Raw genomic sequence first — 17,117 nt, 5'->3', positions numbered from 1 at the left:
TCACCTAAAAAACTATTCCGGCGAGCCGTCGCCCATCTGGGTCAGGGCCCATTGCGCAGGGCCCGTGGCCATTGCAATTTGTCGCCAAGTAGACGAAAGGGCCGTCGATGGCAGAGGCAGAGTTTCTAGAAACCCCCAATGGTCGGCGGCTGGCCTATCATCGGTTCTCGGGCCGACGGACCGGTGTGGTCTTTTTGGGGGGATTGCGGTCTGACATGACCGGCACCAAGGCGGTTCATCTTGAGGCCTGGGCGCGGCGATCGGGCCGCGAGTTTCTGCGTTTCGACTATTCCGGCCATGGCCAAAGCTCCGGCGAATTCACCGATGGGTGCATCGGCGATTGGGCCGAGGATGCGGTGGTGGCGATCACCGCCTTGACCGAAGATCCGGTGATCCTTGTGGGCTCGTCCATGGGCGGCTGGATCAGCTTGCTGGTCGCCAAGGCGATGCCCGAACGGGTGGCGGGCCTTGTCACCATCGCCGCGGCGCCCGATTTCACCGAAGACGGCATGTGGTCGGACTGGTCCGACGACCAGCGCAAAGCCTGTATGGAGGACGGCCAGGTCGCCCTGCCTTCGGAATATGGCGACGACATGATCATCACCAAACGCATGATCGAAGATGGCCGCGAACATCTAATCCTGCGCGAGCCGCTCGCGGTGAATGTCCCGGTGCGGATGTTGCAGGGCACGGCGGATGAAGATGTGCCCATGGATGTCGCGCTGCGCATATTGGAGCATATCGACGGGCACGATATCCGGTTGGAGCTGGTCAAAGGCGCCGATCATAGGTTCTCGGAGCCCGATTGCCTCGATACGATCACGCGCTCTGTGGAAGAAGTGCTGCTCCATGCGTAAGCTCGGGCGCGTCCTGGGCCGTCTCTTGGCCCTGGTTGTGCTGGTTGTGCTGCTTTTCGTCTTCGTGCTGCCGCCTGAGCAGATCAGTCGCGAGGCGCCGGTGGAGCCCGATCTTAGCGATCCGGCGGGTTGGCTGGCCGCGCGCGAGGCGCGATTCAACGACATCACTAACGGGACCGAGGCGCGGATCATTTGGGCCGGGGCCGAAGGGCTGCCCACCGATGTGGTCATCCTCTATCTGCATGGCTTTTCCGCCAGTTCCGAGGAAATCCGCCCGGTTCCCGACCGTGTCGCCGAGGCGCTGGGCGCCAATCTGATCTTTGCGCGCCTGCCGGGCCATGGCCGGGGCTGCGCCGCGATGGCAGAGCCGCGTGCGGGTGACTGGCTGGATGAAACCGATGCGATGCTGGCCCTGGCCCGCGGGATCGGGGAACGGGTGGTGATCATGGGCACATCCACCGGGGGCACGCTGGCCTCCTGGGCAGCCACCGATGACAGGATGGCCCAGAACCTGGCGGCGCTGGTGCTGATTTCCCCCAATTACGCCCTTGCCAATCCCGCGGGCGGCATTCTGGAACTGCCGCTGGCGCGTCAATGGGTGCCGCTGGTTGTGGGTGCCGAACGTACGTTCGAGCCGATCAACGATCTGCATGGCAGCTTTTGGACCACACGCTATCCCAGTTCGGCTGCCGTCACGCTGGGCACCTTGATGCGCGAGGCCCGGGCGCGTGATTATGGCAGCGTCGATGTCCCGGCACTGTTCCTGTTCTCGGATGCCGATCAGGTGGTTTCGGCGGCGGCGGTGCGTGACTTTGCGGCCAATTGGGGCGGGGCGTCGACGCTCATCCCGGTCGCCGTGCCGGACGAGGGCGGCGATCCCTATAACCACGTCATTGTCGGCGATGCGCTGAGCCCCGCGATGACCGACCGCGCGGTGGAAGATATCACCAACTGGTTGCGCGACACGCTGGCGCAATAGCCTCCCCACCCCTCGGTCGGTTTGACGGTTCAAATCTTTTCCCTTGCCGAAACCGGTTTCGAAGCCGACGCTTGGATTCGGGAGGAAGCAATGTCGCACAGCACTGCGCAGATGCAGGCCGCGTCCAAGAGGCGGGCCAGGCGGGTTACGATCAATGATCTGGCCGACAGTCTGGGGCTTGCCAAAGGCACGGTGAGCCGCGCATTGAACGGCTATCCCGACATTGCCGAAACCACCCGCGCCCGCGTCGCACGCGCCGCCGAACGGATGGGGTATCGCCCGATGGCCCAGGCCCAGGCGATCCGCACCGGACGGGCGCGCTCGCTTGGGTTGGTGCTGAACACCGGCAATGCCGATCTGCACCGCCCGTTCCTGACCGATTTTCTCGATGGGATCAGCCGCGCCGCCTCGGAAGAGACCTGGACGCTGACCGTTGCCACCGCCAATGGCACCGAGGATGAAGTCACCTCGATGGAGCGGCTGGTCGATGAACGGAAGGTGGATGGCTTCATCCTGCCGCGCGCGATGTATAACGATCCGCGCGTGGCGCTGTGCCGGGACCGTGGCGTGCCCTTCATCCTCTATGGCCGCACCGGCGACCCTGAGGATTGCGCCTGGTTCGATATTGCGGGCGAGGATGCCATGCAGAGCGCGGTCCGCCTTTTTGCCGCGGCCGGGCATCGCCGGATCGGCTTCATCAACGGCGCGCGCAAATACACATTCGCACATCTGCGCTACGATGCCTTCGTCGCCGGAATGGCGGAGGCTGGTCTTGCGGTGACCCCCGAGACGATTGCCGAGGGCGTTTTGGACATTGCAGCCGGTGAGAGCGCGGGTGCCCGGATCTTGCGCGCCGATCCCGGTCTGACCGCCGTGGTTTGCGCCATGGATCTCGCCGCCCTGGGCCTTTACCGCGCCGCCGAGCGCTTGGGCCGCCGCGTGGGACGCGATTTGGCGGTAATCTCCTATGATGGTCTGCCGCAAGCCGAGATCGCCGACCCGCCCCTGACCACCTTTGCCGTCGACAACCGCGCCGCGGGTCAACGCCTGGCGCGTCTGTTGATTGCGCGCATTCGTGGGGCCGATCCGGTGCATCTGCGTGAATTGGCGCCCGCCCGTCTGATCGAGCGGGCCTCACATCTGATCGAAGTCTCGCCAGCAGCGGCGGGGCCCCCGACCGACTTTGCCTGAACAAAACCAATGGGAGGATTGGCATGAACATCACCAAAACAGCAGGGCGCGCGGCGCTTTGGGCCGCCGTGTCGGGCCTGGCCCTGGCCAGCGCGGCCAACGCTCAGGACACGATCCGCTTCTGGACCACCGAGGAGCAACCCGAACGGCTGGAGCGGCAGGAAACCATGGCCGCCGCCTTCACCGAGGAAACCGGCATCTCCGTTGAGGTGATCCCGGTTTCGGAAACCGATTTGGGCACCCGCGCCACCGCGGCCTTTGCCGCCGGGGATCTGCCGGATGTGATCTACCACTCCCTGCAATACGCGTTGCCCTGGTACGAGGCGGGGATTCTCGACAGCGACGCGGCCAGCGATGTGATCGAAAATCTGGGCGCCGATACCTTTGCGTCCGGCGCGCTGGGCATGGCCGCGGTCGATGGCGGTTATGCGGCGGTGCCGGTCGATGGCTGGACGCAGATGCTGGTCTACCGCGCCGATCTGTTCGAAGAGGCGGGCCTTGAGCCGCCCAACACCTACGAAAACGTGCTCGCCGCCATCGAGGCGCTGCACAATCCGCCAGAAATGTATGGCTTCGTCGCGCCCACCAAGGTGGACGAGAACTTCATGAGCCAGGTCTTGGAGCATGTCTTCCTGGCCAATGGCGCCACGCCCGTCGGACCCGATGGCTTCACCGGGTTTGACGAGGCCGCCACGATCGAGGTGCTGGAATTCTATAACGCGATTGTCGAGGCCTCGCCCGAGGGGGAGCTGTTCTGGGATCAGGCCCGCACGCTCTATTTCTCGGGCAATACCGCGATGATCATCTGGTCGCCCTTCATTCTGGATGAGCTGGCGGGCCTGCGGGACAGCGCGCCGCCCACGATCAACGACGATCCTGAGACCCGCGATCTGGCGGCGGCCACCGGCATCGTGACCAATTTCGCCGGTCCGTCCAACCCTGATGGCGCAGCCTGGGGTGATGTCCGCTATTTCGGAATCACCGCCGATGCGGCCACCGATGAGGCGATGGCCTTTGTCGAATATTCGATGAACGAGGGCTATACGGCGACGCTCGCCATCGCGCCTGAGGGCAAGTTCCCGATCCGCCGCGGCACCGAAGACAACCCGACCGAATTTATCGAGGCCTGGGCGCAGTTGGATGTCGGCGTCGACCGGCGCGCGCCCTTGGGGGATCTCTACGAACAGGAGATGATCGATGAGATCGTGGGCGGCCTGGATGTGGCGCAACGCTGGGGTGTGGAAGAGGGCCAATTGGCGCTCGCCAGCCGCATCATTAACAGCCAGATCATCAACCGCCTGGTCCGTGAATACATGGACGGCGTGCGCGATGCGGCGGCGACCGTGGCGCTGATGAACGAGGAACTCGCCGGGATCGAGTGAGCCTGACCTTTTCCGGGGCTGCCGCCTACGCGGCCCCGGATCTTTCATTCCTCGCGGACAGATCTGTGTGATGACCGATAGCCCGAACACTCAAACGCCTCAGCCGCCCAAAGGCACCGGCCCGCTGGCCAAGCGCGAGGCGCGGCTGGCCTGGGGCTTGCTGCTGCCGACGCTGACAGCGGTGATGCTGGTCGTGTTGCTGCCGCTTCTGGCGATCATCTGGATCTCGTTCAAACCCGTGAACCTGGCCGATCTGCGCCCCGCCGCGCCGGTGGTGCGGGAGGATGTGCGCAATATCGGCGAGGCTGATCAACTGGTGCGCTACCGGATCCGCAATTCCAGCCAAAGCGACCCGATCCGCGCGGTTGTTTTGACCGACGAACTGCCCCTTGGCGTCGTCCTGTCCGGCCTGCCGGAATTCTGCATTGTCTCTGATGCCACGCTGACCTGCGAGATCGGTGAACTGCCGCCGGGCGAGCGGCTGACGCTGGAGATCCCGGCGGCCTTCGACGACCTGGCGCTTGAAGATGCGATCGAGGATGACACGCCCGTACGGATCACGGGCGAGGCGTCGAACGTGCTAACCTCAGGCGAGTTTACATTGGAAAACTTCGCCGACATCTTCTCGGCCCGCGAATTCGGCGCGGTGATTTGGGCGACCTTGTTTTACACGGTAGTGGGCACCATCGGCGCGCTGGTTGTCGGGCTGTTCGCGGCTTTGCTGCTCAACAAGAGCTTCGCGGGGCAGGGCGTTTTGCGGGGGCTCTATCTGTTCCCCTATGTGGCGCCGGTGATTGCAGTGGCGTTTTCCTGGGTGATCCTGCTGGACCCGTCATCGGGGTCGATCAATGCGCTTCTGGTGCAGATGGGTGTGGTGGACAGCCCAATCAACTTCTTCGGCACACGGCCCCTGGCGCTGATCATGGTGACGGTGTTCGAGATCTGGCGGTATTTCCCGCTGAGCTTCCTGTTCATCCTGGCACGGATGCAATCGATTGATACGGATATGTACGAGGCAGCCGATGTGGATGGCGCGACGCCGTTCCAGAAATTCCGGTATCTGAGCCTGCCGATGCTGATGGGGATCCTGTCGGTCCTGTTCCTGCTGCGGTTCATTTGGACCTTCAACAAGTTCGACGACATCTTCCTGCTGACGGGCGGCAATGCAGGCACGCGGACGCTGACGGTGAATGTCTATGAACAGGCCTTTGCGGTGTCGAATATCGGTGCCGGCGCGGCGGTGGCGGTGGTGATCCTGCTCTGCCTGCTGTGTTTCTCCTGGGCCTTCTTCCGCTTCATGTCGAAGGAGGAGGGGTTGTGAGCGGTTCGGCGCAGCTGATGAAACGTCCAGTGGACGTTGCAAGCGAGCAACGGGCGGCGCGTTGTGTCGAGTTGAGGGTTTTCGCCGACTGCGTCGTCGACCCGCTGGGGGGAGGCGCTGCCCCCCCCCAGACCCCCCTCCGGGGTATTTGGGACCAATGGAAGACAGGGGAGGCGCGGCTATGATCCGGCAGGGATATGTGACCGGCCCGGTTTTGGGGATCCTCTGGGCGTTCATTGTGGCAACGACGGTCGCCGTGATCCTGAGCTTTTCAACGGGGGAGGCGTTTCGGCCCGGCCTGTTCGGATCTGTGATCCTGGGTGCCGGGATGGGGGCGGTTTCGTTTCACCTGCGCTCGGGCTGGGTGCTGTCGGCGGGGGGCGCGGCGCTGGCATTGGCGGTGAGCTATACGCCGTTGAGCCCGGTGCATGTCGGCGACACGCTCGGCTTTGGGGCGCATCTGTCGATGGCGTTGTTTTTCGGGCTGGCGATGGGCTTGTCGCTCGCCACGATGCTGCGCGGCGCGCCGGCTGGCGTGATGACCCGTCATGAGTGGGAAGAGGCCGTGATCCGGTTTCTGACCGGCTTTGGCTTTGTCTTTTTCACCGCGGCGGTCTTCATCCCCTTCTACGTCATGGTGATGACGTCGCTGAAAACCCAAGGCGCGCTTCTGGCCAATCCGCTGGATTACTCCATCGATCTCAGCCGGGGCTGGAGCCTGTTCCGCAGCTATGACGAGCTGTTCCGCGACTTCAATTTCGGGCGCTACATGTGGACAAGCTTCTACATCTCGGTGATCACCGTGCTGGTAACGCTGCTGTTCAGCGTGCCCGGCGCCTATGCGGTCGCGCGACTGCGGTTCAGGGGGCAAAAGGCGCTGAGCCGGTCGATCCTGCTGATCTACATGGTGCCGATGATCGTGCTGGCCCTGCCGATCTATATCGTCTTTTCGATGACGGGCCTGCGTAACACGATCATAGGGATTGTGATGATTTATCCCGTCACGACGATCCCGGTGGCGCTTTACATGTTGCAGGGGTATTTCCGAGGGCTTCCCGCGGAGGTCGAGGAGGCCGGGCTGATGGACGGGCTCAATCGCCTGCAGGTGATCTGGAAGATCACATTGCCGCTCAGCCTGCCCGCGATGGTGTCGGTCTCGCTCTATGTCTTCATGATCGCCTGGAACGAGTTCCTGCTGGCCTTCATGCTGTTGGACGATCCGTCGATCTTCACGCTGACGCGGGGCATCGCCTCGCTCAATTCCTCGGAAATTCCCCGGCAACACCTGATGGCGGGGGCGGTGATCGCGACGGTGCCGGTCATGGTGCTGTTTCTAGGGCTGGAAAAGTTCATGACCAAGGGCCTGACAGCGGGGTCGGTCAAAGGATGACGATGATATCAAAAATCGACAATCAGGCGCTCGATGCCGAGGCGGAGCGGATCCTGCGCTTGAACGACAAAGGCACTTATACTGTGCCGACCCACGGGCTGTACCCCTATCAATGGAACTGGGACAGCGCGATCACGGCGTTGGGCTGGGCCGAGATCGATCTCGACCGCGCCTGGACCGAGATCGAGACGCTGATGGCCAGCCAATGGGACAGCGGGATGGTGCCCCACATTATCTTCCACGTGCCCGATGACAGCTATTTCCCTGGCCCTGACGTGTGGCAGGGGCGCGGGCCGGTGCCGTCGTCGGGCATCACGCAACCTGCCGTTGCGGCCAGCATGGTGCGCCGCATCCTGGCCCAAGACCCGGGCCAAGCCGATCGGATGCGTGCGCTTTACCCGAAATTCCGCGCCTGGCACGCCTGGTATATGGCGTGGCGCAGGGATACACGGGGCGCCATCGTCACGACGCATCCTTGGGAATCCGGCCGCGACAATGCGCCGGAATGGGATCGGCAATTCGCCGCGATTAACCCGGTTGGCGTGGGCGAGTATCAGCGCCGCGATACCGGCCATGTGGACCCGTCCATGCGGCCCACGAAATTCGAATATGACCGGTATATCTACCTGGTCCAGGAGGGCGCCAAATGCGATTGGAATGACGCGGCGGTGGCGGATCTGCCCTTCCGCGTCTCGGATCCGACGATGACATTCCTGTTCCTGCGCGCGCATCGCGATCTGTTCGAGATGGGGGGCGAGCTGGGCCTTGAGACCGAGGGGATGGCGCAGGATCTGACGCAGTTGGAGGCAGGCGCGCGCAGCCTCTGGAATGACGATATCGGCAGCTATGATGGCCGTGACGCCGATAGCGGCGAGTTCCGCCAATGCCTCTCGAACGCGTCCTATCTGTGTTGGTTTGCGGGTGTCGGCACGGCGCGCCAGAGAGCCCATCTGAATGCTGTCTTGGATCGGCTGCCCTTCGGAATTCCAAGCCACGATCCGGGCAGCCCTAATTTCGACGCCAAGCGTTATTGGCGCGGCCCGACTTGGGCCTTCATCAACATGCTGGTTGGGATGGGTCTGGCCGATGCGGGCGAAACCGCCCTGGCGCAGAGGGTGCAGCGGGTCACACGTGACCTGATCGCGGCCAATGGCTTTTCGGAATATTTCGATCCAACCGATGGCAGCCCCGCAGGCGGCACATCGTTCAGTTGGACCGCCGCCGTGTGGTTGGCCTGGGCGCGCCATGCGGTCGATGACGCGGTTTAGGAAAGGGCAGGACAGATGGGATCGATTGAACTGAACGCCGTTGAGAAATGGTATGGCGAGGTGCAGGTCATCAAGGGGATCGACCTGTCGATCCAAGACGGCGAGTTCGTGATCTTTGTCGGCCCGTCAGGCTGTGGGAAATCCACGCTGCTGAGGATGATTGCGGGGTTGGAGGAAACCAGCCGCGGCCAGATCCTGATCGACGGGCGCGATGCCACGGCAGAACCGCCCTCAAAGCGGGGGCTGGCGATGGTGTTTCAAAGCTACGCGCTCTATCCGCATATGTCGGTGGCCGAGAATATGGGCTTCTCGCTGAAAACGGCAGGTGCCTCCAAGGCCGAGCAGCAGGAAAAGGTGGCCGAGGCGGCGCGGGCCCTACGGCTTGAAGGGTATCTGGAGCGTCGGCCCAAGGATCTGTCAGGCGGTCAGCGGCAGCGTGTGGCCATCGGCAGGTCCATCGTGCGCGATCCGACCGCGTTTTTGTTCGATGAACCGCTGTCGAACCTCGATGCCGCGCTCCGCGTTGAGATGCGCTACGAGATCGCCAAGCTGCATCAACAGCTTCAGGCTTCGATGGTCTATGTGACCCACGACCAGGTTGAGGCGATGACGCTGGCTGATCGGATTGTGGTGCTCAACGCGGGGCGGATCGAACAGGTGGGTTCCCCGAAAGAGCTCTATGATCATCCCGATAATCTGTTTGTTGCGCAGTTTATCGGTTCGCCCAAGATGAACGTGATCGATCTGCCCTGCGCCGAATTGCGGCTGCATGATGCGCCCGAAGGCGCCGCGCATCTTGGCATCCGGCCCGAGGCGATGCGCTTGACGGCGCCCGGGGCGGGGGATTTGGACGGGCGCGTCGATGTCAGCGAATATCTGGGCGCGGATATCTTTCTGATCGTCGATTGCGGCGCAGCAGGCAAATTAACCATGCGCATCGATGGCGAAAGTACCCTGCCCCCGGGCGAGACAATCGGCCTGAGCTTCGCGCCCGAGAAACGCCATTTCTTTACCCGAGACGGCCTCGCTATCCGTTAGCATGTGCCTACAATCGTTGTATTGCAAACGTATGCAATTTTTCCTTGATGCGCCCGGCAGGCGCTGTATCCTCTGGCGCGAACCGGAGGGGAGAGGATGATATGGCCGAATATCTCAAGCGCGGCAAACCTGCCGATGAACGGGCGGAAGATGATGCCAAGGTGCGCCGGACGGTCGAAGGGATCTTGGGCGATATCGAAACCCGCGGTGATGCGGCGGTGCGGGAGCTGTCGGAGAAATTCGACGGGTATAAGCCGGACGCTTTCCGCCTGACCGCCTCGGAAATTGAAGCCGCCATGCAAAAAGTCACGACGCGCGAAATGGAGGATATCCGTTTCGCCCAGGCCCAGATCCGCCGCTTTGCCGAAGCGCAGCGCGCGTCCATGACGGATGTGGAGGTCGAAACGCTGCCCGGCGTGATCCTGGGCCATAAGAATATCCCGGTGAATTCCGTCGGTTGCTATGTGCCGGGCGGGAAGTTCCCAATGGTGGCGTCGGCCCATATGTCGGTGCTGACGGCCAAGGTGGCGGGTGTGAAGCGGGTGGTGGCCTCGGCCCCGCCGGTCGATGGTGCTCCGCATCCGGCCATTGTGGCCGCGATGCACGAGGGCGGCGCCGATGAGATCCTGGTTTTGGGCGGGGTGCAGGCCGTCGGCGCCATGGCCATTGGGACCGAGACGATCAAACCCGTCGATATGCTCGTGGGGCCCGGAAATGCCTTTGTGGCCGAAGCCAAACGGCAATTGTTTGGCCGCGTTGGCATCGATCTGTTCGCCGGTCCGACCGAGACTTGCGTGATCGCCGATGAGACCGTGGATGGCGAGATGTGTGCCACGGATCTGCTGGGTCAGGCCGAGCATGGGTACAACTCGCCCGCCGTCCTGATCACCAATTCCCGCAAACTGGCCGAGGACACACTGGCCGAGATCGACCGTCTGTTGGGTATTCTGCCCACCGTCGAGACCGCGCGGGTCAGCTGGGACGAATATGGCGAAGTCATCCTATGTGACAGCTACGACGAGATGCTGGCAGTGTCCGAAGATATCGCCTCGGAACATATCCAAGTGATGACCGACCGCGACGATTGGTTCCTGGAGAACATGACCAATTACGGCGCGCTGTTCCTTGGCCCCCGCACGAATGTGGCCAATGGTGACAAGGTGATCGGCACTAACCACACGCTGCCCACCAAGAAGGCCGGGCGCTATACGGGCGGCCTGTGGGTTGGGAAGTTTATAAAAACCCATTCTTATCAGAAAGTGGTGACAGATGAGGCGGCCACCCTGGTCGGCGAATATGGCTCGCGCCTGTGTATGCTGGAGGGTTTTGTCGGCCATGCCGAGCAATGCAATATCCGCGTGCGCCGCTATGGCGGATTGAACGTGCCCTATGGCGAAGGCGCGCCCTACCGGGATGCGGCGGAGTAATGGTCCGGGTGGGTGGGCCCGCCCACCCACCCCAACGGCCTGCGGCCTGTTTGGGGGCGTTGCCCCCGGCTTCGCCTCCCCCTGTTGTCATGTCTCAGATGACTGAACCGCGATGACTGAGAAGATCTCTTCCGCCAAGCGCGCCCTGTCCGGGATCGGGACGCGCTTTGCCTTGTCCGATATAGCGTCACCTGATTGTGTGGTCCGCCTAGCGCATCCGTTTGAGACGATGGATGTCTCAGCCTATGAGGCGCAGGCCTTGGGCGCCTTGGCGCGAGCCTTTCCTGACCTGGAGCGGCGCGTGACGATCGAGATCGCGGGGCAGGATGCGCGCGGCGAGCTTTGGGTGGGGCAGGCGGGCTATTATTGCGGTGTGTTCGATCAACATTTTCTGGACATCCCGCCCACCCGCCGCATGGCGGCGATGCGGTTCCATGATTTCTTTCAGGTCGACAGCGAAAAGGTTATCCAGATGCAATCGCTCTGGGATCTGCCCGAGGTGATGATGCAGGCCGGTGTTTGGCCCCTGTCGCCCTCGCTCGGGCGGGAATGGCAGGTGCCGGGCCCCGCGACGCAGGATGGCCTGCGTGTATCTGGCGATGGGGTCGCAGCCGTAGCGATTGTGGATGAGATGCTGGGCGCGCTCGGCAACGATCCGAGCGGCACACCATCCGACGTGATGGCACGCTATTGGCATTCGCATTGCTCCTGGTATGGCCCTGCCGGCATCGGAACCTGCCGCGGGATCGAGGGGTTTCGGAGACATCATCAGGCGCCGTTCTTGGGTGGTATGCCGGATCGCGTGGGTCTGATCGATCAGGGGCATCTCTTCGGCGAAGGGAATTATGTCGGCTTCACCGCCTGGCCCGGTATGGCGCTGACCTTGAGCGGCGGCACGTGGCTCGGCTTGCCTGGCGCCGGACAAAAGCTGGACATGCGCAGCCTCGACTTTTGGCGTATCGAGGACGGGCGGATTGCCGAGAATTGGGTATTAGTGGACCTGCTTCACGTCTATCATCAACTTGGAACCGACGTGTTGGCGCGGATGAAGGAGATCGCAAATTGAAATGCTGGACTAATACATATGCGATCTACTCACAGGTCTATTCGCTGATTTCACCTTCTGAATGTCATAATCTCGATATCTCATTCGGTCAGCCTCATGCCGCTTCCTAGGACCCCATCCTTCTCCTTGGCCGGAAAAAAAGCCTTCGTGCCGGGCGGGTCAAAGGGCATTGGCCTGGGATGTGCGGTGGCGCTTGCCGAAGCTGGCGCCCATGTGGTCATTGCAGCGCGCGGCGCAGAGGCGGTGCGATCCGCAGTGGAGCAGATCAATGAGGCTGGGTTCTCGGCAGAGGGTATCGCATTAGATGTCACCGATCTGGATTCGGTTGCAAATGTCATGGCTGCCGCCGGTCCGCTCGACATCCTGTGCAACTCCGCGGGGCTCGCGCGCCATGCGCCTGCGCTCGACACAACGCCTGCGGATTTCGACGCCGTCGTGAACATCAACATCCGCGCCGCCTATTTCTTGGCGCAGCAGGCGGCGCGCCAAATGGTCAATGGCGGCTCGATCATTCAAATCACCAGCCAGATGGGCCATGTCGGCGGTGCCGACCGCGCGCCCTATTGTGCGACGAAACATGCCGTTGAGGGGTTCACCAAGGCGATGGCCATCGAATGGGGGCCGCGCAACATCCGCGTGAACACGATCTGCCCGACCTTTGTGCGCACCGAATTGACCGCCGCCACCTTTGCCGATCCGAACAAGCGCGCCTGGATCGACGAAAAGATCAAGCTGCCCCGTGTGGCCGAGATCGAGGATGTGATGGGGGCGGTCCTGTTTCTTGCCTCCGATGCCAGCGCCATGATGACCGGCACTTCGCTGCTGATCGATGGCGGCTGGACCGCGGGGTAGACCATGCCCAAACGCCCGGAAAAACCCGATCGCAAAGTCACCTCCGTCGATGTTGCGCGCCATGCGGGTGTCAGCCAATCTGCGGTCAGCCGCGTGTTCACGCCGGGCGCCAGCGTGTCGAAAAAGATGGCCGAACGCGTGCGCGAGGCCGCCGACCAACTTGGGTATCGCCCCAACGTTCTGGCGCGGTCGCTGATCACGGGCCGGTCGCGGATCATTGGGCTTGTCGTCGCCTATCTGGACAATCCATTCTACCCCGATGCCTTGGAAAAACTGAGCGCCGCCTTACAGGCCCGCGGCTACCATATTCTTGTTTTCCTTGCCGGAAATTCCGATGAGGATGTCGATAGCGTGATCCAGGATCTATTGGATTATCAGGTGGATGGGATCATCGCCGCGTCGATCAATCTGAGCGGTGAATTGACCGATCTGTGCCGTGCGGCAGGCATTCCGGTCATGCTGTTCAACCGCGGGATCTCGGGCCTCGGGCTCAGCGCAGTGACCTCTGCCAATGAGATCGGCGGCGCCCGCGTGGCCGAGTTTCTGATCGATGGCGGGCACAAGAAAATTGCGCATATCTCCGGTTGGTTGGGCGCCTCAACCGGGCGCGACCGACGTGCCGGGTTCATTGCCGGGCTCGAGAAAGCAGGGATGCCGCTACATGCCGAAGCCGATGGCGGGTTTGACCGCGCCACGGCGGCCAGTGCCGCGCGCGCCATGATGGACAGCGCCGATCCGCCCGACGCGATTTTTGTCGGCAATGATCATATGGCGCTCGCCGTTATCGATACGCTTCGGTTCGAGATGGGTGTGGATGTGCCCGGTACGGTGTCCATTGTCGGCTATGATGATGTGCCCAATGCGGCCTGGCCCGCCTATGACCTGACCACATTGCGGCAGCCCGTCAATCGCATGGTGTCCAGCGCGGTCGATACGTTGCTGGCCGAGATCGAAGAGGGCCGAACACCCGGAACAATCACCGAAATTCAAGGAAATCTGGTGCTGCGCTCCTCTGCACGTCACCCCAAGGCCAAAGGACAAACGAGCATATGAAGGGTTTCGACGCCAAATTCCGCGACTTTCCCGACTACATCATTGGGATCACCAAAGAGATCTGGGAAGATCGCGGGATCGCCACGCTGCACCGTTATTACGCGCCGGATATCGTGGTTCGGGCCCCGGCCTCGATTGTCGTCGGAAATCAGGGCGTTATTGGCGCGACAATGGCGACGCTTGCCGAGTTTCCGGACCGCGTTTTGCTGGGGGAGGATGTGATCTGGTCTGGCTCGCCCGAGGAGGGGATGCTCAGCTCGCATCGTATTCTCAGCCAGGCAACCCATGCGGGCGATGGGGTTTATGGCGCTGCGACGGGCACCAAACTTGAATATCGCATCCTGGCCGATTGCCACGCCAAAAATAACGCGATCGACGATGAATGGTTGATCCGTGACCAAGGTGGGATCGTCCAGCAACTGGGTTGGACCCCCAAGGATTTTGCCGCCGATCAGATCGCGCGCGAAGGCGGCCCGCACTCGGCCACCAAACCGCTGACACCGGACAATGATCGGCCCGGCCCCTATACAAGCACCGGCAATGACAATCCCTGGGGCGCGCAGCTGGCCGATCTTCTGACACGCATCATGGGGGCGGATATGGCCGCAATCCCAGAGGTTTACGATCGTGCCTGTCATCTGGAATATCCCGGCCATGTCACGGCCCATGGCCCTGCTTCGGCGGATCGGTTCTGGATGGGGCTTCGCGCCAGTTTCCCGAACGCGGCGTTCAGCATCGATCACCAGATCGGTCGCGAGGATGCCCATATGCCGCCCCGCGCCGCCATCCGGTGGAGCCTTTGGGGCAAGCATGAAGGCTGGGGCGCGTTCGGTGCGCCGACTGGCGCGATGGTTTATGTGCTGGGTATCACCCATGCCGAATTTGGGCAGGTCGGCACCGAGGCGCCGAAGCTGCGGCGCGAATATACGCTCTATGATGAAACGGCGATCTGGAAGCAGATCCTGCTGGCGGAGGCTTAGGCCATGCGGAACATCCTGGCGGCCATCCTATGCATCGCGGGTCCCGGTATTGCGGCGGCCCAGGGCTTTGCGATTGACGATCTGCGGCAGCTATCGGTCGACACATCCGCCTTTCCAGGCAGCTTCACGGCCGAAGCAACATCGGCAGATCGGCTGACCATTGCCTGCCTCGATTGCGAGGCATTCGTCGCCATCGATGTGCGGCTCGGGCGGCAGGATGACGGCACCGAGGGGCGTGTCCGGTCCGGCGAAACCACGATCGACGATCTTGCGGCGATCTGCCAGGCGCGCGACGCCACCTGCCAGTTGGAGGGGGTAAATGTCGGCCAGGCCATCGGCTGGGTAACGAGTTTCGAGGGCATGCGCCCGGCCAGTACCACCGTTTTGCTGCGCGATGGGGATTTGTTGATGATCCGCGCCATTGCGGCAGATGTCGCAACGGCGCGTCGAATAGGGGAAATCACCCGCTCCGTTCTGGCGCCGACAATCATTGGGCCATAAAAGACGCAACAGTCCGATCCAGGGCCACAGACCAATTCGAGGAGCCTGACCATGACAATCCGCACCACCCACACGGGCAGTCTGCCGCGCAGCCAAGAGGTCGTGGATTTCATCTTCGCCCGCGAGAAGGAACAGCCTTATGACCCCGCCGCTTTCGATGTGGCGATGACGCAGGCCGTTGACGCAACCGTCGCGCGGCAGGTGGCAGCGGGGGTGGATGTTGTCTCCGACGGTGAGACGTCGAAGATCTCCTACGCCACTTACGTGAAAGACCGTTATACTGGATTTTCCGGTGATAGTCCGCGTAATGCGCCTGCAGATCTCAAGCAGTTTCCGGGTTTCTTAAAGCGTCTGGCCAATGATGGCGGCACGCCCACCTATGCAAGGCCCATGTGCACCGGCGAGGTGCGCTCGAAAGGGCAGGGAGAGCTTCAGAAGGATATCGACAACCTTAAGGCCGCGATGGCGAACCATGGGGCCGTCGATGGGTTCATGAATGCGGCCTCCCCCGGCGTGATCTCGTTGTTTTTACAGAACGATTTCTATCCCAGCCGCGATGCCTACCTCGCAGCGCTCGCTGATGCGATGGCCGAGGAATACCGCACCATCGTCGATGCCGGGCTGATGTTGCAATTGGATTGCCCCGACCTCGCGCTCAGCCGTCATATGCTGTTCAACGATCTCAGCGATGCCGAGTTTCTGAAGATTGCCGCCTCCCATGTGGAGGCATTGAATCACGCGCTGACTGGCATCGATCCCGCGCGGGTGCGGGTCCATATCTGCTGGGGCAATTACGAGGGCCCGCATATCTGCGACGTGCCGATGGAAACCGTTTTTTCCACGTTTATGTCGGTAAATGCGAGCCAACTCTTGTTCGAAACCTCGAACCCCCGCCACGCCCATGAATGGACGGTATTTCGCGACCGCGTTGCGGAAATTCCCGACGACAAGGTCCTTGTGCCGGGTGTTGTGGATACGACGACAAACTTCGTGGAGCACCCTGAGCTGGTGGCCGAACGGATTGCGAAATTCACCAATATCGTCGGCGCCGATCGGGTCATCGCCGGGTCGGATTGCGGCTTCGGTACCTTCGCGGGGTATGGGGCCGTCGACCCGGATATCGCTTATGCGAAGCTATCGGCCCTTTGCGAGGGCGCCAAGCTCGCGACGGAGCGCCTCTAAGCGCGTATCGTAGAAACATCAGAAAACGCCAGAAAATGCGCAGATAGCCTTGTGGATAGATCCGGGATTCACAAGACTAGGCGCGTCCGGCATCTTTGGGCAGGATCTCAGGCTCAGCTGTAGGCTTACCTGTGGCAACGTCAAAGAAGGGCGTCTTGCGCCACCGGCCCGATGTCAGCGCGCCCAAAGCGCGGCCCATCAAGGCCATGACGACCCGCCCGGTCCCATAGGACTTCGTTCCACCGCCCGCCTGCTGTACGAAGACATGGGCGCGGACCCGGCCAAGTGTGTTCGGGTCCTCAACGACCGAGTCTACAACGCTGACAAATGGAAACTTCGGCGTGCTTGCCGTTACACCGATTTGACGCCCGCAACAGCCCGCATACCACCGATAAGACCCTTTCGGCGTCAGCCGCGCGAGCCGCAAATGCTCAGAACCGGCTTCAATCGAAAAGCGGTCAGGTGAGGTCTGGAAAACACCAACCCCATCGACGGGCGTTACCTCAATGCCGAAATGCCGTTGTGCGCGTACGCAGCAACTGCAATGGCACACCGCCCGCGTCCCGCCATCGGCTTTGATATGCCCCTTCATCGCGCCGCACGCGCAAGACCAGGGGACATCCGCCATGG

The 17,117-nt window shown here is 62.2% G+C and carries 16 protein-coding genes; 15 read left to right on the top strand and 1 reads right to left on the bottom strand.

What is annotated here, in order from left to right; all coding sequences use genetic code 11:
- Window positions 1–107 precede the first annotated feature (107 nt).
- From V8J82_RS03635 to V8J82_RS03565, 15 genes are all read left to right on the top strand, one after another.
- Window positions 108–857, top strand: a complete 750-nt coding sequence (locus tag V8J82_RS03635) for an alpha/beta hydrolase (protein ID WP_339972243.1) — start codon at window positions 108–110, stop codon at window positions 855–857.
- Window positions 850–1,836: an alpha/beta hydrolase gene (locus tag V8J82_RS03630; RefSeq protein ID WP_339972241.1), complete on the top strand. Its 987-nt coding sequence runs from the start codon at window positions 850–852 to the stop codon at window positions 1,834–1,836. Before V8J82_RS03635 ends, V8J82_RS03630 begins: the two co-directional genes overlap by 8 nt.
- A gap of 90 nt (window positions 1,837–1,926) precedes the next feature.
- Window positions 1,927–3,027, top strand: a complete 1,101-nt coding sequence (locus V8J82_RS03625; protein WP_339972239.1) for a substrate-binding domain-containing protein — start codon at window positions 1,927–1,929, stop codon at window positions 3,025–3,027.
- A gap of 23 nt (window positions 3,028–3,050) precedes the next feature.
- Window positions 3,051–4,409 (top strand): ABC transporter substrate-binding protein, encoded by a 1,359-nt coding sequence (locus V8J82_RS03620; protein WP_339972237.1) that lies wholly within the window; start codon window positions 3,051–3,053, stop codon window positions 4,407–4,409.
- Window positions 4,410–4,479: 70 nt separating this feature from the next.
- On the top strand, window positions 4,480–5,730 hold the full coding sequence (locus V8J82_RS03615; RefSeq protein WP_339972235.1) for a carbohydrate ABC transporter permease: 1,251 nt from the start codon (window positions 4,480–4,482) through the stop codon (window positions 5,728–5,730).
- A gap of 181 nt (window positions 5,731–5,911) precedes the next feature.
- A complete protein-coding gene (locus V8J82_RS03610) occupies window positions 5,912–7,120 on the top strand; it encodes a carbohydrate ABC transporter permease (RefSeq protein WP_339972233.1) in 1,209 nt (402 codons plus the stop codon).
- The gene (locus V8J82_RS03605) at window positions 7,117–8,388 is read left to right on the top strand and encodes an MGH1-like glycoside hydrolase domain-containing protein (protein ID WP_339972232.1); all 1,272 of its coding nucleotides are present in this window, start codon (window positions 7,117–7,119) and stop codon (window positions 8,386–8,388) included. The genes V8J82_RS03610 and V8J82_RS03605 overlap by 4 nt, the downstream gene beginning before the upstream one ends.
- Window positions 8,389–8,403: 15 nt before the next feature.
- A complete protein-coding gene (locus V8J82_RS03600; protein ID WP_339972230.1) occupies window positions 8,404–9,426 on the top strand; it encodes an ABC transporter ATP-binding protein in 1,023 nt (340 codons plus the stop codon).
- A gap of 101 nt (window positions 9,427–9,527) precedes the next feature.
- The gene (gene hisD / locus V8J82_RS03595; protein WP_339972228.1) at window positions 9,528–10,853 is read left to right on the top strand and encodes a histidinol dehydrogenase; all 1,326 of its coding nucleotides are present in this window, start codon (window positions 9,528–9,530) and stop codon (window positions 10,851–10,853) included.
- 112 nt (window positions 10,854–10,965) lie between these two features.
- Complete coding sequence (locus V8J82_RS03590; RefSeq protein ID WP_339972226.1) at window positions 10,966–11,919, top strand: ester cyclase; 954 nt, start codon at window positions 10,966–10,968, stop codon at window positions 11,917–11,919.
- Between the two features lie 96 nt (window positions 11,920–12,015).
- Window positions 12,016–12,771, top strand: coding sequence for an SDR family NAD(P)-dependent oxidoreductase (locus V8J82_RS03585; RefSeq protein WP_339972224.1), 756 nt, complete (start codon window positions 12,016–12,018; stop codon window positions 12,769–12,771).
- Between the two features lie 3 nt (window positions 12,772–12,774).
- Window positions 12,775–13,824 (top strand): LacI family DNA-binding transcriptional regulator, encoded by a 1,050-nt coding sequence (locus V8J82_RS03580; protein WP_339972222.1) that lies wholly within the window; start codon window positions 12,775–12,777, stop codon window positions 13,822–13,824.
- The gene (locus V8J82_RS03575) at window positions 13,821–14,804 is read left to right on the top strand and encodes a nuclear transport factor 2 family protein (protein WP_339972220.1); all 984 of its coding nucleotides are present in this window, start codon (window positions 13,821–13,823) and stop codon (window positions 14,802–14,804) included. Before V8J82_RS03580 ends, V8J82_RS03575 begins: the two co-directional genes overlap by 4 nt.
- A 3-nt stretch (window positions 14,805–14,807) precedes the next feature.
- Window positions 14,808–15,305 (top strand): hypothetical protein, encoded by a 498-nt coding sequence (locus V8J82_RS03570; protein WP_339972218.1) that lies wholly within the window; start codon window positions 14,808–14,810, stop codon window positions 15,303–15,305.
- 51 nt (window positions 15,306–15,356) lie between these two features.
- Window positions 15,357–16,487: a cobalamin-independent methionine synthase II family protein gene (locus tag V8J82_RS03565; RefSeq protein ID WP_339972216.1), complete on the top strand. Its 1,131-nt coding sequence runs from the start codon at window positions 15,357–15,359 to the stop codon at window positions 16,485–16,487.
- A 76-nt stretch (window positions 16,488–16,563) separates the two neighbouring features.
- Here V8J82_RS03565 and V8J82_RS03560 read toward each other — a convergent pair whose 3' ends face one another.
- The gene (locus V8J82_RS03560) at window positions 16,564–17,115 is read right to left on the bottom strand and encodes a DUF6151 family protein (RefSeq protein WP_339972214.1); all 552 of its coding nucleotides are present in this window, start codon (window positions 17,113–17,115) and stop codon (window positions 16,564–16,566) included.
- Window positions 17,116–17,117 lie beyond the last annotated feature (2 nt).

Source organism: Gymnodinialimonas mytili (assembly GCF_037544085.1).
Taxonomy (GTDB): Bacteria; Pseudomonadota; Alphaproteobacteria; order Rhodobacterales; family Rhodobacteraceae; genus Gymnodinialimonas; species Gymnodinialimonas mytili.
Note: the sequence above shows the minus strand (reverse complement) of the source record. Positions and strands in the feature narration are given on the sequence as shown.

What these genes read in the sequence shown, in the direction of transcription:
- V8J82_RS03635 (WP_339972243.1), top strand. Translation starts at nt 108, where the DNA reads ATGGCAGAGGCAGAGTTTCTAGAAACCCCCAATGGTCGGCGGCTGGCC.
- V8J82_RS03630 (WP_339972241.1), top strand. Translation starts at nt 850, where the DNA reads ATGCGTAAGCTCGGGCGCGTCCTGGGCCGTCTCTTGGCCCTGGTTGTG.
- V8J82_RS03625 (WP_339972239.1), top strand. Translation starts at nt 1,927, where the DNA reads ATGTCGCACAGCACTGCGCAGATGCAGGCCGCGTCCAAGAGGCGGGCC.
- V8J82_RS03620 (WP_339972237.1), top strand. Translation starts at nt 3,051, where the DNA reads ATGAACATCACCAAAACAGCAGGGCGCGCGGCGCTTTGGGCCGCCGTG.
- V8J82_RS03615 (WP_339972235.1), top strand. Translation starts at nt 4,480, where the DNA reads ATGACCGATAGCCCGAACACTCAAACGCCTCAGCCGCCCAAAGGCACC.
- V8J82_RS03610 (WP_339972233.1), top strand. Translation starts at nt 5,912, where the DNA reads ATGATCCGGCAGGGATATGTGACCGGCCCGGTTTTGGGGATCCTCTGG.
- V8J82_RS03605 (WP_339972232.1), top strand. Translation starts at nt 7,117, where the DNA reads ATGACGATGATATCAAAAATCGACAATCAGGCGCTCGATGCCGAGGCG.
- V8J82_RS03600 (WP_339972230.1), top strand. Translation starts at nt 8,404, where the DNA reads ATGGGATCGATTGAACTGAACGCCGTTGAGAAATGGTATGGCGAGGTG.
- hisD (WP_339972228.1), top strand. Translation starts at nt 9,528, where the DNA reads ATGGCCGAATATCTCAAGCGCGGCAAACCTGCCGATGAACGGGCGGAA.
- V8J82_RS03590 (WP_339972226.1), top strand. Translation starts at nt 10,966, where the DNA reads ATGACTGAGAAGATCTCTTCCGCCAAGCGCGCCCTGTCCGGGATCGGG.
- V8J82_RS03585 (WP_339972224.1), top strand. Translation starts at nt 12,016, where the DNA reads ATGCCGCTTCCTAGGACCCCATCCTTCTCCTTGGCCGGAAAAAAAGCC.
- V8J82_RS03580 (WP_339972222.1), top strand. Translation starts at nt 12,775, where the DNA reads ATGCCCAAACGCCCGGAAAAACCCGATCGCAAAGTCACCTCCGTCGAT.
- V8J82_RS03575 (WP_339972220.1), top strand. Translation starts at nt 13,821, where the DNA reads ATGAAGGGTTTCGACGCCAAATTCCGCGACTTTCCCGACTACATCATT.
- V8J82_RS03570 (WP_339972218.1), top strand. Translation starts at nt 14,808, where the DNA reads ATGCGGAACATCCTGGCGGCCATCCTATGCATCGCGGGTCCCGGTATT.
- V8J82_RS03565 (WP_339972216.1), top strand. Translation starts at nt 15,357, where the DNA reads ATGACAATCCGCACCACCCACACGGGCAGTCTGCCGCGCAGCCAAGAG.
- V8J82_RS03560 (WP_339972214.1), bottom strand. Translation starts at nt 17,115, where the DNA reads ATGGCGGATGTCCCCTGGTCTTGCGCGTGCGGCGCGATGAAGGGGCAT.